We start from the raw sequence: 13,499 nt of genomic DNA, 5'->3' as shown, positions 1-13,499 counted from the left end.
ACTTGAGCACGCCCTGGAGGGCGTGCTCAAGTGCGTAAGGCGTGCTCAAGTTCGGAAACCAGGGGCTCAAGTTCGGGAAACGGGGCGCTCGAGTTGGGTCACTCCCAGTGCGGCGGCCGGTTCTCCTCAAGCCAGTGATCGTGCGCGGAGTCGCGCGGGCGCTCGCCCCAGCCGGCGTCGGTGTCGTCACGGGTCTGCTCGACCGGACGCCGGCGCCGGGACGTGATCGCGGTGTCTGCCGGCATGTTGTAGCTCGGGGGCGTCGGACCCTGCGCGCTCGATTGTGCGGGCGGGGTCGATGCCGGAGTGATCGTCACCAGCGGTGCCGCATCGCCCACGGTCGCCGGGCCGGCGGCGGCGCGGCGGGACTTAGGCGTGCCGGCCGGAACGGTCTTGCGCGCTCGCAGGCCCTCCAGCGCCGAGACGATGCGGGCTTCCTCCCGGGCCGGGTCGCGGAAGAGATCCACCGTGGCCACCGTGATGACGCGCCAGCCGAGGCGATGCAGTTGGGCGACGCGGATACGCTCGCGCATCCGCACCCCTCCGGCGCGGGCGTATGCCGGGCCGTCGAGTTCGACCGCCACGACCCAGCCACCCTTCGCGAACGGGTCGAACACCGCCATTTCCACCCCCGAGCGCGCCACGTCGGCGGGGTCCTGGCCCGCGCGGGGGGTGGGCGCGCCATACGACGTGACAACACTCAGGCCACGGGCCCGCAGGCGCCTCGCCAAGTCAGCGACGTGAACCGAGACGACATCAGGCCCTTCTCCCGTTGCGGGGTTGAGCACCTCGGCCAGGAGTGGCGACCGGGTGGCGTCGTGCTCCGGGAGGTCGTGAAGCACCGCCAGGCGCGCGCGGGCGCCGCCCAGCGCTGCGGTCAGGCTCGACGGCTCTAGCGCGTCGCCAGCACGCAGGACCAGCACGATGCCGTCGCGCGTCTCGCCCGCCGCCCGACCCGCCTCGATGACCGTGACCGGTTCGGGCAGGTCGTCGCGCAGCCGCTCCCCGAGGATCGGCAGCCCGACGTCGCGCAGGACCTTCGCGACCTCGGCGCCGATCCCGGATCCCGAAACCACGATCCCGACGCTTTCGCGAGGTGCGGCGGTCAGCCAGGCAACAACCCGGTCTACGGCAGCCCGGGCCAGCGCGTCCCCCTCCGCCGTGGCACCTCCAGGGGTTCCTCCCTCGGGCACGTCCCTCCCGAGCACGTCCCTCGGGGGCGCGCCACTCTCGCGCACGTCGCTGTCCGGCACGTTGCTGGCGGGTACGTTGCTGGCGGGCACGTCGCTCGCGGCCTCCCCCGCCGACGCATCCGGAACTGCGATCGCCTCGACGACAACGCCTTCCACCCCTCGCGGCGCGGGAAAGGTGCGCAGGGCACCGCCATACGCCAGGGCGTTGGTTGCCGCCACCAGTCGGTGGTCATGGGAGCGGTAGTGCCAGCCCAGCCGGCGCACGGGCAGGGTGCGGCGGGCCAGGTCGAGAACCGAGGTCCCCGGTTCGCTCAGAACGCGACCGCCGGGAGCAGCCGTGAAGGGCTGCGGCCCCGGCAGGCGGGAGTCGCCAACGATGACGGCCTGGGGTGCTCTGGCGATCGCCGCCGCGACGGTGGCCGCGGTCACCGACCCGGCCTCATCGATGACGACGGCGTCGAAGGCGAGATCGTCGGGCACGAGGAGGCCCACGGCATACGGCGACACGAGCCACACGGGTGGGTCGTCGGAGGAATGCGTCCGGGCCAGGTCGTCGGCGAGCGCATGCTGCAGGGCCGTATCTGCTGCCCGGAACCGCGCCGCCGCCGAGCGCAGATCGCGGCCGCGGGTGTTGGCGTAACCGGGGTCCGCAGCCGTGACAGCCTGCAGGATCGAGGCCCACCACACGAGGTCGACCTCGTCGCGGACCCGCTCCGGCGGCACCTGGCGCGCGGCGAGGTCCTCCACGAGCGCGCCCAGGCCGGCCGAGCGGGCGGCGACGATCGTCGGCATCGCCTTGGCGAGGACATCCAGACGGTCCTCTGCGTCGGTGAGCCGCCGGACGAGCCCGGTCAGGTCGCGCAGCGGCACGTCATACAGGGACGGCGATCCCGGCGGGCGCAGGAGCCGCGCGGCCAGGACGTGCACATGGGCAGCGACCACGTCGTATGCCGCTTGCGCGCGCGGCAGGTCGACCACCTGCGCGGGCATGACGGCCGATGCCCGCACCTGCTGCCACAGCGGGCGGACCTGGTGCGCGCGGTCAAGGAGGGCGATGCCCTGCTCGGGGGTCGCACCTGGCCTGAGCAGGCCCTTGATGGCGCGGGTGAGTCGGCGGCGTTCGCGTGGGCCACCATTGGCCGCGGCGATGATCTCCTCAAGCCGGGTCTCGAAGATGCCGAGGCGGAAGACGTCGAGAACGGCGCGAATGCCGTCCATCTCGACGACGAAGTCGCGGTAGTGACCCAGGGTCGGCAGCGAGGGGACGGCGACGCCGTCGAAGACTTCCGCGAAGGTCGACTGCATCCTGGCCAAGCCGGTCGAGGACAGCCCGGCCAGCGCCACTCGAGCCCGCTGCGCGTCCGTGGCGTCCAGGACGTCGGCTCCCCACCAGGGATCGTCGTCGAGGTTGCCCGCCCAGACCCCCGCCTCGGCGACCTTCGTCAGCGCAGTTGCCCAGCGGTCACGGGCGTCCTGATCCAGGGCGGCGAGAGCGGCTCCCCCGAGCCGAACGCGCGAGCGCGGCGGGTGGTCGGCGCAGGTGAGTTCGACCAGCCTCGACTGGATCCGATCGAGGCTGACACCCCACGGGCGCCGCAGCCCGTGCATCCGCACGACGTGCGCGTGCAGCACTTCCCGCGACTCGGCCCAGGCCGCCCGCGCCTCACGAATGGCGCCCGGATCGGGGTCATCCGGTGGGCCCACGAGATCGTGGCCGGGAGCGGTCACGGCACTCCAGCGCGCCCCGTCGGCCACGGGCTCATGCAGCAGATGCGCGAGACCTAGATGAGCGAAGCGCCCGGCAATCGCCGCGCGGGCGCCGCGGGTCGGCGCAACGATCAGCGTCCGGGCGCCCACCCGCGCGAGATCGGCGGCCAGGTTGACGATCGTCTGCGCCTTGCCCGTCCCGGGGCCGCTGTCGATGACCAGGCTCGCGCCGCTCCGGACGGCTTCCAGAACGGCGACCTGCCCGGGGTCGGCGTCGAGGACGAAGATCTCGTCGGGGTTAATGGGATCGGCGACGACCCCATCTCGCGGCGGCGGCAGCGGGGAGTCCGCGAGCCATTGTCCGAGCACGGGATGAGTGGCGAACTTCTCCTCGGCCCGGGCAAAGTCGGTGACGGCCGCGACCTTCGCGACGTGGAAGGCCCCTAGCCGTAGCGTGGCGCTGATGCGCCAGCCGTCGATCCCGGTCGCGGCAGCGTTGATCATCGCGTAGGCGTCCGTCGGATCGAAGCCGTGGCCGCGATGGGACAGCCGCAGCAGGGCGTCGAAGTCGAGGTCGACCGCGTGCACCGCGCGGAGATAGGTCACCAGCGCCGGGTTGGCCTGAAACTGGCCCGCCAACTCGACGTCGTAGTCGCGAGCGCCCGCATCGGTCGGGCGCAGGCGGCACCGCCGCAGGAAGACCGGGGCGGCCGGCTCGCCACTGGAATCGGCGCCCCACCGGGCCGTCCCGAAGGCGAGGTAACACCCGGGCACCCCACGCTCGCGATCGAGCTCAATCTCCTTGCTACGCAGGACCGCCGCACGCTCCAACGCCCTCCCCTGCGCCGCGGGCTCGCGGAAGAGCTGCGTGATCCGGGCGTCCCCGTCGGCCAACAGCCGAGCCAGCCCCCCGGGGTGAGCGTTGGTCAGGTCGATGTGCACGCCGTCCGCGGACCACAACAAGGTGTCCGGGGCGCCGATCGCACTCACCTCGGAGCGCCAGTCGTCGACGCGCTGACGGGTCGGCGACGGCGGGACCTTGGGGTCCTGGCGCGCCGCCGTCTGCTTCACGGGGCACAGGCTAACCCGTGCTCAGCCCGTCCCGAATCGCTGCGACCCTCAGCCTGAGGTCCCGCCCGGCCGCAACCCGGCGGAGGCGCGGATCGCGGTGACGGATACCGCGATGATGACCAGTGCCCCAATCAGCGCGATATGCGCCAAGGGGGCAAAGCCGGCGTGTTCGAGGACGACCCCCGCCAGTGCCCCGCCGCACGCCGCGGTGAGGCCCATGACGAGATCGGAAATGCCTTGGGCCGCGGGACGTTCCACGATCGCCACCCCGCCGACGAGCAGCACCGAGCCGCTGACGAAGGCGGCCGACCAGCCCAGCCCAAGCAGGAACAGCGCAATCGCCAGGCCGTGGGAGTAACCCTGCGCCGCCGCACCCGCAACTGTCGTGGCGGCGACCAGCAGCAGGCCCCCGGCGAAGGCGACTTTGGGGGCGCCGAGGCGATCCACGGCCATACCCATGACGGGGGCGAAGGCAAACATCCCGAGGATGTGACCGCTGATCACCAGGCCGACGACCACGAGACTCGCGTGCCCGTGGCGCATGTGCAGCGGCGTCATGACCATCACCGAGACCATCACCGCGTGCCCCAGGGCCATGATCACCACGCCGGCCAGGGCCCGGCGGCTCGCGCGCAGGGCCGCGACTCCGCGGGACAACGACCCCTTCCCGGACGTATGGACCGTGTCGCTCAGTTGCCGCGACACCACCAGAGGGTCCGGACGTAGCCGGGTCCACATGACGACGCCGGCGACGGCGAGGGCGGCCGCGCTGACGACGAACGGACCGGCCAACACATCCAGGTGCATGGCGCGGGCCAGGGGCTCGGCGGGGCCGGCGAGATTGGGTCCGAGCACGGATCCGATCGTGGTCACCCACACGACCAGGGAGAGGTCCCGGCCCCGCTGGGTGGGGAGGGCGAGGTCGGCCGCGGCATACCGGGCCGCGCTGTTGGCTCCCGTGGCCGAGCCGAGCAGCGCGCTGCCGACCAGGAAGACCGAGAAGCTGCTCAGGTAGGCGGCGACGACGATCAGGAGCGCGCCGAGGACGGCCGCGGCATACGCAAAGGTGAGCGAGGGGCGACGGCCGTATCGGTGGGCCAGCGTCGCGATCGGGATGGCCAACAACGCCGCGCCGAGCGTCTGGAAGGTGCCACCGAGACCGGCCAGCTCGACCCGACCACTGATCTCCTCCGCCAGCAGCGAGCCGACGGTGGCTCCGGCGGCGAGGCCGACCCCGCCCCATACCTGCGTGAACATGAGCGTGCGGATCGTATGCCGCTGGACGGCTTCCCGATCCGGCGCAAGATCGGTGGGCGCAGGCATGGGTGCCACCCTAAGGCGGGCCTCAGTGCCCCAGTGCCAACGTGGCACCCAGGGTGAGCATGACGACGGCGATGAGCCCGTCGAGGATCCGCCAGGCACGGGGTTTCTCGAAGAGTGGGCCAAGGAGGCGGGCGCCATACCCGAGACCGGCGAACCACAACAGGGAGGCCGCCGCGGCGCCGGCACCGAACCACCAGCGCAGATCGGCGTGGGTCGTGGCCACCGAGCCGAGGAAGACGAGCGTGTCGAGATAGACGTGCGGGTTGAGCCAGGTGAAGGCCAGCGTGGTCAACACGGCCGTGCGGCGGCTGACGTGGACCGGCCCGGTGGCGGCCTCCAGGTGTTCAGCGTGGAAGGCACGCCGGGCCGCCATCAGCCCGTAGGTGATCAGGAAGGCGGCGCCGATCCAGCGGATGGCGGTGATCGCGGTGGGGGCCGCTTCGACGAGGGCGCCCATGCCGCCCACACCGGCCGCAATGAGGACGGCGTCGGACAGCGCACAGATGGCGACGACGGGCAGGACATGTTGGCGGCGGATGCCCAGGCGCAAGACGTAGGCGTTCTGCGCGCCGATCGCGATGATCAGGGCCGCGCCGGTGAGCAGGCCGGTGGTGGCGGCGGCGAGGGGCGATTCCATGAGTGGGAGGTTAGGTCGGCGCAGGATCATCACGCCAACTCATCTTTCTTATGAATCATTAGACTTTCTGTATGGACGTCTCCGTCGACCAACTGCGTACCCTCGCCGCCGTCGTGGACGAGGGCACCTTCGACGCCGCCTCGGTGGCGCTCGGCATCACGCCGTCGGCGGTCTCGCAACGCATCAAGGCACTTGAAGTCGCCTGCGGCCGAGTGCTTGTCACCCGCGGCAAACCCGTCCGGGCGACCCCACCCGGTCAGGTGGTGCTGCGCCTGGCCCGGGTGACGGCCCAACTCGCCGACGACACGGCCCGGGAGTTAGGGGTCGGCGGGCCCGCCGGCCTCGCCCGCCTGCCGCTCGCCGTCAACGCCGACTCCATGGCCACGTGGTTCCTACCGGCGCTGGCGCGCGTGCCGGCGCGGCAGCGCGCCGTCTTCGATGTCCACTTGGACGACCAGGACCGGACGTTCGAGTTGTTCCGATCCGAGGCCGTGCTCGCGGCCGTGACCTCGATCGCGCGGCCGATGCCAGGGTGCTCGGTGACGCCGCTTGGGTCGATGCGCTATTTCGCGTGCGCCGCACCGGATTTCGCGGCGGCGCAGTTCCCGCGCGGCTTCGAAGCGGACGCCCTGGCGAGGGCGGAGATGGTCGTCTTCAACCGCAAGGACACCCTCCAACACCGCTTCGTCACCGAGGTGACCGGGGCGTCGCTCAGTCCGCCCGCGCATTACGTGCCGTCGTCCGCGGACTTCGTGCGCGGCATACAGCTGGGGTTGGGGTGGGGCCTGGTCCCGCAGTTGCAGTGGGAGGCGCTCCCCGATCCCGGATCGCTGGTGCATCTCGCGCCGGACCGGCCCGTCGACGTGCCCCTGTTCTGGCAGGTATGGACGCTCGACTCCCCCCCGCTGCGTGCCCTCACCGCCGCGGTGCTCGCCGCGGCGGCTGCGACCCTGACCCCGGCTTAGGCTGTCCCGCATGGCCAAGCCGACCGCCGTCGAGGTGCAGGCGGGTGAGCGCGCGGTGCGCGTCTCCTCCCCCGACCGGGTGATCTATCCCGCGACCGAGCGCACGCCCGAGGTCACCAAGGTGATGGTCGCGGAGTACTTCGCGTCGGTCGAGGACGGCCTGATGCGGGCGCTGCGCAACCGGCCGACCGCGCTGGAGCGATGGACCAAAGGGGTCCTGCCGGGGATGACGCTCGGCACCGGTCGGCCGGGTGAGAAGGCCGATGCGTTCTATCAGAAGCGCGTTCCCGTCGGCGCGCCCGAGTATCTGACGAGTTGCGAGATCACCTTCCCCTCGGGTCGGACGGCGCGGGAGGTGTGTCCGCGCGAGATCGCGGTGCCGGTGTGGTGCGCTCATATGGGGACACTGACCTTCCACCCGTGGGCGGTGCGTTGTGACGACGTCGACCATCCCGACGAGTTGCGCATCGACCTCGACCCGCAACCGGGTACGGATTTCCGCGACGCGGTCCGGGTGGCTGGCGTGGCCCGAAATCTGTTGACGGAGTTGGGGATCGCGGGTTTCGCCAAGACGTCTGGCAATCGCGGCGTGCACATCTTCGTCCGCATAGAGCCGCGCTGGACCTTTGAGGACGTGCGCCATGCCGCGATCGGCTTCGGGCGCGCCTTGGAGCAGCGCGACCCGGGCGTCACCACGGCCTGGTGGAAGGAGGAGCGCGGCGAGCGCATCTTCATCGACTACAACCAGAACTGCCGCGACCGGACGATCGCCTCGGCCTACTCCCTGCGCCCGAAAGCCGGTGCACCCGTGTCGACTCCGCTGACGTGGGAAGAACTGGCCGAGGTCGGCGACCCCGCGGCATACAACCTGTTCACGGTGCCCGACCGCCTACGGGAGCACGGTGATCCCTGGGCTGCGATCGATGACGTCGCCCACTCGATCGAGCCCCTCCTCGCGTTGTATGAGGAGTCCGGCCTCGGCGAGATGAACTTCCCGCCCGACTATCCCAAGATGCCCGGGGAGCCGCCGCGGGTGCAGCCGAGCAAGAAGGTCGCCGCGCACTGGGACGAGGACGGCAACCGCATCCCGGACTGATCCGCGCCGGCCGTGGCTACGGTGAGGTGATGACCGCCCGTCTTGTTGCCATGTCGTTCGAAGCCCGCACCCCGAAGTCCGTTGCCGGCTTCTGGGGTTCGATGTTGGACCGGGATGTGACGGAGACGGACGACGGGTTCCTTCTGCCCGGATCACCCACGCAAGTGGGGCTGGCCTTCCACCGCGGCAGCCAGAACCGCCTCGCGCAGAACCGGGCTCACCTGCACCTGACCAGCACGGATGCTGCTGACCAGCATCGGGTGGTTGCGCAGGCGCTCGACCTGGGGGCGAGCCACGTGGACGTCGGGCAGCGCCCCGAGGAGGGGCACATCGTGCTGGCCGATCCCGACGGCAACGAGTTCTGCGTCATCGAGCCGCACAACTCCTATCTCGCCGGCACGGGCTTCCTCGGCGAACTCGCCTGTGACGGAACGCGCGAGGTCGGGGTGTTTTGGAGTGCGGCGTTGGGGTGGCCGTTGGTGTGGGACCAGGACGAGGAGACGGCGATACAGTCGCCGGCCGGCGGGACGAAGGTGGCGTGGGGCGGGCCGCCCGTCGCGCCACGCGTCGGGCGGAGTCGGCAACTCTTTGTGCTGGCGGCCGAGGGCGGCGAGCCCGGCGATCTCGCCGCCGAGGTCGATCACCTGGTCGGCCTCGGGGCGCGCTTGCTCTCGGTCGATCAGCGGGGGCATGGCGAACTCGCCGATCCGGATGGCAACGAGTTCCGGCTGCGGCCCGCCTGACGATCAGCCTCCCTGGTAGTCACGAATCCAGGTGGCCATGCCGGGCAGGGTGAAGCGCAACTTGCCGCGCCCCGCCGCCTCGATGATGCCCCTATCGATGAGCCGGGCTCGGGGCACGCTGATCGCGCGGGACTCCCGCTGCATCGTGGTGGCGATGCGCTCGCGCGGCACGACCTCTTCCCCGAAGTCAGCCATGGCCCCGAGGAACGCCTGCTCCAACTCCGACGCGGAGTCCCAGCGGGCGCGGCACATCGCGGCGAGTTGGCCGGCCATGAGTCGCTCGCCCGACCCCACCGCGGCGACGCCGAGCTTGGCACCCGCCTCCGGCGCGGCGGCCTGCCAGGTGGCGTCCCCGACCAACTGCAATAGGTAGGGATTGCCGTCGGCGATGTCGAGGGCGACCCTTAGCGCGTCGTCGGTCCAGCTCACATCCACGGCTGTGGCCGGCTCCGCCAAAACCCGGCGCGCATCCGGCTCGTCAAAGCGCTCCAGCCCGATGAACTCGCTGCGCTCGCCGAAGGTGGCGGCCCGCATGATCATCTCGGGCGTCGACGGCAGCCCGGCGGTCATCAGGGCGAGTGGGTTGTCGGCGCGACGCCCCGCGAGGTTCTGCATGGCGTTGAGCAGGATTCCCAACTCCGCATACGGAGCAGCGTGGAGTTCGTCGATGAGCACAAGCAGCCCGGCACCACCCCGATCCCGGATGGACGCGGCGAAGGTGTGCAGCATCCGCTCCAGCCCGGCGATGGCCGCCGCCGGCGGCGGGGCTGGCGCGTCCCCGGGGGCAAGCTCGCCCTTGAGCGTGATCCCAGGGACGCCCACCTCTAACCCCACCGTGGCCAGCACACCCCGGCGGGTCCGCTCATCGAGAATGTCGGCGTCGACGAGCGCTTGTCGCACCGAGGTGGCGAGCTCGGCGAGCATCGGACTGCCCTTGGCGCAGGCCACCCAGGCGGTCACAAATCCCAGCTCCCGCGCACGGTCCTCGGTGTCCCGCAGCAGTGACGTCTTGCCCAGCCCCCTCGGGGCGTGGAGGACGACGGGCGGGCCGGCGAGTTCGCCAAACGTCACCACGCGCGCGAGCAGATCGCCGAGTCGGGTGCGCTCCCGGGCACGGCCGATCAGGACCCGCGGCAGGTCGCCGGGGGTGAAGGGACTCGAAATCGCCAACGATCACCTCGGGATAGTTCGTTATATAAACAGGATGTATAACAGCGCATCCTCGACAGTTCTACTGTCGCACGAGCCACCGACAACCACCTTGAGCGCGTCGGGGCGACCTTCGTGGGAGTTGACTACGCCAGGTCAGTGAGAGCGATGCTCTCGTCGGCGAGTCGGTCGGCAGTGACGCTGGCGCCGATCAGGCGGCGCAGGTCGTCGTTGACGTTCCAGGTGTTCACGTTCATCCCTGCCCGCACCCGTCCGTCACGCAACCAGAACACAATGAACTCGCCGGAGTCGAGGTCGCCGCGAACTACTGCCACGTCCTGCGCGTCGGCGTGCCCGACATATTCCATGCCGAGGTCGTACTGGTCGGTGAAGAAGTAGGGCTGCCAGTCGTAGCTCTCCTCGCGCCCGAGAATCGTCTGCGCGGCCAGCTTGCCTTGCCGAATCGCGTTGTCCCAGTGCTCGACCCGCAACAACCCCAGGTCCGTATGCCGCGCCCGCGCCACGTCCCCCGCCGCCAGGACATGGGGGTCGCTGGTGCGTAGGTGCTCGTCGACGATGATTCCGCGGTCCACCTCCAGCCCGGCCTCCTCGGCCAGGGAGGTGTCCGGGATGGCGCCGACGCCGACCAGCACGAGATCGGCTGCGATGACCCCCTCCGGGGTACGCACGCCAGTGACCGGTCCGCCCGCACCCTCGATCCCCGAGACCGTGGCGCCCGTGCGCAGGTCGACGCCGTGTCCCCGGTGGAGATCAGCGAAGTAGGCGGCCATCGTCGGGCCCAGCACGGCATACAACGGCAGAGCTTCCCGCTCGAGAACGGTCACCTCGCACCCCGCCCCTCGCGCGGCGGCCGCGACTTCGAGGCCGATCCAGCCGCCGCCGATGATCACCAATCGCGCCTGCTCGGCTAGGGCGGCGCGCAGGCGCGTGCTGTCCTCGATCGAGCGCAGGGTGACGACCCCGTCCAACTCGGCGCCGGGAAGGTCGAGCCGGCGGGGCTGCGCGCCCGTCGCCAGGACGAGCCAGTTGTAGGTGAGCGCCTCGCCCGACGCGAGCACCACCCGACTCGCGTCCCGGTCGATGGTGACGGCGGGATCGGCGAAGCGCGTCTGGACGTCGTGCGCGGCATACCACTCCGGCTCGTGCACGTGAAGCTGTTCGGCGCTCTTGGTCCCCGCGAGGTAGTCCTTCGACAGGCCCGGCCGCTCGTAGGGTGCATGTTCCTCCGCCCCGACCAGGGTGATGTCCCCCTCGAAACCCTGCTCTCGCAGGGTCTGGACGGTGTTGGCCGCAGCCAACCCAGCACCGATGACTACGACTGCCGACATGGGATCGCCTCGACTCATCCGGCGAGCGCCTGCCCGACCACGGAAGGGGGCCGAGGTCGCCCGCCTTGCCAGGGTATGCCCGTGCCGAGCTCCGTGGGTGCCCCCGGCGCGAATCGAACGCGCGACACCCGCTTTAGGAGAGCGGTGCTCTATCCCCTGAGCTACGAGGGCGGGGGCCGGGGGAAACCCGGCCGGGTAATTCTAGGCGGCGCAGTTCCGGCCGGCCCTCCAACGACATTCTCCTCCAATTCACACAGCCGTTTGTGTAGCTTGATGTGTGACAATTGACCATGGCTACGAACCTTTCCATCGACCCCGACTTGCTCGACCGAGCCCTTGCGATCGGAGGCGAACGAACGAAGAAGGCGACCGTGACGCGGGCGCTGGAAGAGTTCATCGTGCGGCGAGAGCAAGCACGCATGCTTGAGCTCTTTGGCTCCGTCGACTGGGACCCTGAGTACGACTACAAGGCAGAGCGGTCCCGGGGGTGAGCCTTCTGGTCGACACCAGCGTATGGTCCCTCGCGTTGCGCCGGAACGCGCCGGCCGACACAGCCCACGTCGCCACGCTTCAGCGAGCGCTCGCGGGTCAAGAACTCGTGATGACGACAGGCGTCATCGTGCAAGAAGTTCTGCAGGGGACACTCCCCACAGCCACGCGCAGTTTGCTTCTTGAGAGGTTCGCCAACCTGGGATTCGTAGCGCCCGACCGTGGGGATCACATCTGGGCAGCCGACCTCCGCAACGAATGCCGAACCCATGGCGTTCAGCTGGGCACCATCGACGCCCTGATCGCCGCCATCAGCATCCGACACGGGCTCACCTTGCTGACGTCAGATCGCGATTTTGACCACGCCTCGCGCTGGGTGCCTCTTCACGTTTGGCGCGCGACCTGACTGGACAAGATTGTCAGAGGCGAGCAAAGGCGCGGTCGAGCACCTCGGCGAGGGGGAGATCGCCATACGCCCCGTCGATGTGGAGGCGGATGGCGGCGCGGAAGGCGCCCAGAGCGGCATACGCCTCCACGGCGATGCCTAGGGCCTCGTCAGGAGTCAGCGCTCGCTCCGCACGTTGCCGCTCCAGGATTGCCTCGACGAGCGCCCGATCCGCGCGCGCGTAGATGCCGAGGAAGCGCAGCCCCAGACCCGGTTCACGAAGGGTCAACTCCCGGCGCATGGCCCATAGCTGCGGATCAGCCACGAGGGCGGCGACGCGGTAATGCGCCACGGCCAGCACCGTCTCGCGCGGCGCTTCCCCCGCCGGGCGACCCGCGATCAATGTCAGCAGCGGCTCCGGATCGGTCCCATCGGCGCCGAGGATGGCGTCGTCCTTGGCCGGGTAGTAATTGAAGAACGTCCGGGCCGACACCCCCGCCCGCTCGGCGATGGCGTCCACGGTCAGCGCCTCGAGCCCGGCCTCGAAGGCCAACTCCAGCGCCGACCGATGGATCGACTTGCGGGTCTCCCGCTTCTTGCGCTCGCGCAGACCACAGTCGGCTTCAGGCGCCACGTCGATGGCTGCGGCAGCGGTCATACGTCGGATCTTACTGCAGAACCTGCAAACTTGCAGACTCTGCACCTTTTCCCTAGTCTTGGTGAGTGATTTCCACTCCCCCTGCTCCGGCCCCGGAGTTCCACCTCGACGCGACCGGCAAGCGCATCTTCATCGGGCTCATGCTCGGAATGTTTGTCGCCTCGATCAGCCAAACGATCGTCGGGCCCGCGATGCCGCGCATCGTCGCCGAATTGGGCGGGATGGAGCACTATTCCTGGGTCGCCACGGCCGCCATGCTCGTCTCGGCCATCGTCGTGCCCATCGTCGGCAAGTTCTCTGATTTGTATGGCCGTCGCGGCTTCTATCTCGCGGGCCTCGTCGTTTTCATGCTGGGCTCGCTCGTGTGTGGGCTCGCACCGAACTTCTGGACCCTCGTCGGGGGCCGCGCCATCCAGGGCCTCGGCATGGGCACCGTGATGCCCTTGGCGCAGACCATCATCGGCGACATCATTCCGCCGCGGAATCGCGGCAAGTACCAGGGCCTGATGGGCGCCGTTTTCGGCGTCACCTCCGTTGCCGGGCCACTCGCGGGCGGGTGGATCACCGACAACCTCGGCTGGCGTTACCTCTTTTGGACCTCCATCCCCTTCGGCATCGCCGCGACCGGCGTCGTCTTCCGATTCCTGCACATCCCCCACCAACGCCGCGACGCCAAGATCGACGTCGCCGGCATCGCCACCCTCACCCCCGGCCTCGTGGCGGTCCTCCTCGCC

Annotated in this window: 12 protein-coding genes and 1 tRNA gene; 6 read left to right on the top strand and 7 right to left on the bottom strand. The window is 70.2% G+C overall.

Annotated features, from left to right (window positions below; translation table 11 throughout):
* Window positions 1-98: 98 nt before the first annotated feature.
* The 3 genes from BN13_RS13065 to BN13_RS13055 are packed head-to-tail and all read right to left on the bottom strand — an operon-like array spanning window position 99 to window position 5,931.
* Entirely contained in the window at window positions 99-3,971 is a 3,873-nt protein-coding gene (locus BN13_RS13065; protein WP_048547529.1) for an ATP-binding protein, read from the bottom strand.
* A 48-nt stretch (window positions 3,972-4,019) separates the two neighbouring features.
* Window positions 4,020-5,294, bottom strand: a complete 1,275-nt coding sequence (locus BN13_RS13060) for an MFS transporter (RefSeq protein ID WP_048547527.1) — start codon at window positions 5,292-5,294, stop codon at window positions 4,020-4,022.
* 22 nt (window positions 5,295-5,316) lie between these two features.
* Entirely contained in the window at window positions 5,317-5,931 is a 615-nt protein-coding gene (locus BN13_RS13055) for a LysE/ArgO family amino acid transporter (protein WP_048547524.1), read from the bottom strand.
* Window positions 5,932-6,002: 71 nt separating this feature from the next.
* On the opposite strand from BN13_RS13055, the gene BN13_RS13050 reads away from it, so the two are divergent.
* From BN13_RS13050 to BN13_RS13040, 3 genes are read left to right on the top strand one after another with little or no spacing between them, the layout of a single operon-like run.
* Window positions 6,003-6,896 (top strand): LysR family transcriptional regulator ArgP, encoded by an 894-nt coding sequence (locus BN13_RS13050; RefSeq protein ID WP_048547521.1) that lies wholly within the window; start codon window positions 6,003-6,005, stop codon window positions 6,894-6,896.
* A 10-nt stretch (window positions 6,897-6,906) separates the two neighbouring features.
* Window positions 6,907-7,992: a DNA polymerase domain-containing protein gene (locus BN13_RS13045; protein WP_048547519.1), complete on the top strand. Its 1,086-nt coding sequence runs from the start codon at window positions 6,907-6,909 to the stop codon at window positions 7,990-7,992.
* A gap of 29 nt (window positions 7,993-8,021) precedes the next feature.
* Window positions 8,022-8,735, top strand: a complete 714-nt coding sequence (locus tag BN13_RS13040) for a VOC family protein (protein WP_048547517.1) — start codon at window positions 8,022-8,024, stop codon at window positions 8,733-8,735.
* A 3-nt stretch (window positions 8,736-8,738) separates the two neighbouring features.
* Here BN13_RS13040 and BN13_RS13035 read toward each other — a convergent pair whose 3' ends face one another.
* From BN13_RS13035 to BN13_RS13025, 3 genes are all read right to left on the bottom strand, one after another.
* Window positions 8,739-9,905, bottom strand: a complete 1,167-nt coding sequence (locus tag BN13_RS13035) for an ATP-binding protein (RefSeq protein ID WP_048547514.1) — start codon at window positions 9,903-9,905, stop codon at window positions 8,739-8,741.
* A 125-nt stretch (window positions 9,906-10,030) separates the two neighbouring features.
* Window positions 10,031-11,233 carry an NAD(P)/FAD-dependent oxidoreductase gene (locus tag BN13_RS13030; protein ID WP_201329097.1) on the bottom strand — a complete coding sequence of 401 codons (1,203 nt, stop codon included), beginning with the start codon at window positions 11,231-11,233 and terminating at the stop codon, window positions 10,031-10,033.
* Between the two features lie 98 nt (window positions 11,234-11,331).
* A tRNA-Arg gene (locus BN13_RS13025) sits at window positions 11,332-11,404 on the bottom strand.
* Window positions 11,405-11,523: 119 nt separating this feature from the next.
* On the opposite strand from BN13_RS13025, the gene BN13_RS13020 reads away from it, so the two are divergent.
* Both BN13_RS13020 and vapC read left to right on the top strand, forming a co-directional pair.
* On the top strand, window positions 11,524-11,724 hold the full coding sequence (locus BN13_RS13020; protein WP_048547510.1) for a type II toxin-antitoxin system VapB family antitoxin: 201 nt from the start codon (window positions 11,524-11,526) through the stop codon (window positions 11,722-11,724).
* Window positions 11,721-12,128 (top strand): type II toxin-antitoxin system VapC family toxin, encoded by a 408-nt coding sequence (vapC, locus tag BN13_RS13015; protein ID WP_048547508.1) that lies wholly within the window; start codon window positions 11,721-11,723, stop codon window positions 12,126-12,128. The genes BN13_RS13020 and vapC overlap by 4 nt, the downstream gene beginning before the upstream one ends.
* 13 nt (window positions 12,129-12,141) lie before the next feature.
* On the opposite strand, the gene BN13_RS13010 is transcribed toward vapC, so the two are convergent.
* The gene (locus tag BN13_RS13010; protein ID WP_048547507.1) at window positions 12,142-12,765 is read right to left on the bottom strand and encodes a TetR/AcrR family transcriptional regulator; all 624 of its coding nucleotides are present in this window, start codon (window positions 12,763-12,765) and stop codon (window positions 12,142-12,144) included.
* Between the two features lie 140 nt (window positions 12,766-12,905).
* Between BN13_RS13010 and BN13_RS13005 the strand changes: the two genes are divergently transcribed.
* On the top strand, window positions 12,906-13,499 hold a 594-nt coding region (locus BN13_RS13005), incomplete at its 3' end, for an MFS transporter (protein ID WP_157038731.1).

This window comes from Nostocoides jenkinsii Ben 74 (genome assembly GCF_001046875.1).
GTDB lineage: Bacteria > Actinomycetota > Actinomycetes > Actinomycetales > Dermatophilaceae > Nostocoides_A > Nostocoides_A jenkinsii.
Note: the sequence above shows the minus strand (reverse complement) of the source record. Positions and strands in the feature narration are given on the sequence as shown.

Excerpts from the sequence above, each read along its gene's own strand:
- BN13_RS13050 (WP_048547521.1), top strand. The coding sequence starts at position 6,003 with ATGGACGTCTCCGTCGACCAACTGCGTACCCTCGCCGCCGTCGTGGAC.
- BN13_RS13055 (WP_048547524.1), bottom strand. The coding sequence starts at position 5,931 with ATGGAATCGCCCCTCGCCGCCGCCACCACCGGCCTGCTCACCGGCGCG.
- BN13_RS13060 (WP_048547527.1), bottom strand. The coding sequence starts at position 5,294 with ATGCCTGCGCCCACCGATCTTGCGCCGGATCGGGAAGCCGTCCAGCGG.
- BN13_RS13030 (WP_201329097.1), bottom strand. The coding sequence starts at position 11,233 with ATGTCGGCAGTCGTAGTCATCGGTGCTGGGTTGGCTGCGGCCAACACC.
- BN13_RS13040 (WP_048547517.1), top strand. The coding sequence starts at position 8,022 with ATGACCGCCCGTCTTGTTGCCATGTCGTTCGAAGCCCGCACCCCGAAG.
- BN13_RS13045 (WP_048547519.1), top strand. The coding sequence starts at position 6,907 with ATGGCCAAGCCGACCGCCGTCGAGGTGCAGGCGGGTGAGCGCGCGGTG.
- BN13_RS13020 (WP_048547510.1), top strand. The coding sequence starts at position 11,524 with ATGGCTACGAACCTTTCCATCGACCCCGACTTGCTCGACCGAGCCCTT.
- BN13_RS13010 (WP_048547507.1), bottom strand. The coding sequence starts at position 12,765 with ATGACCGCTGCCGCAGCCATCGACGTGGCGCCTGAAGCCGACTGTGGT.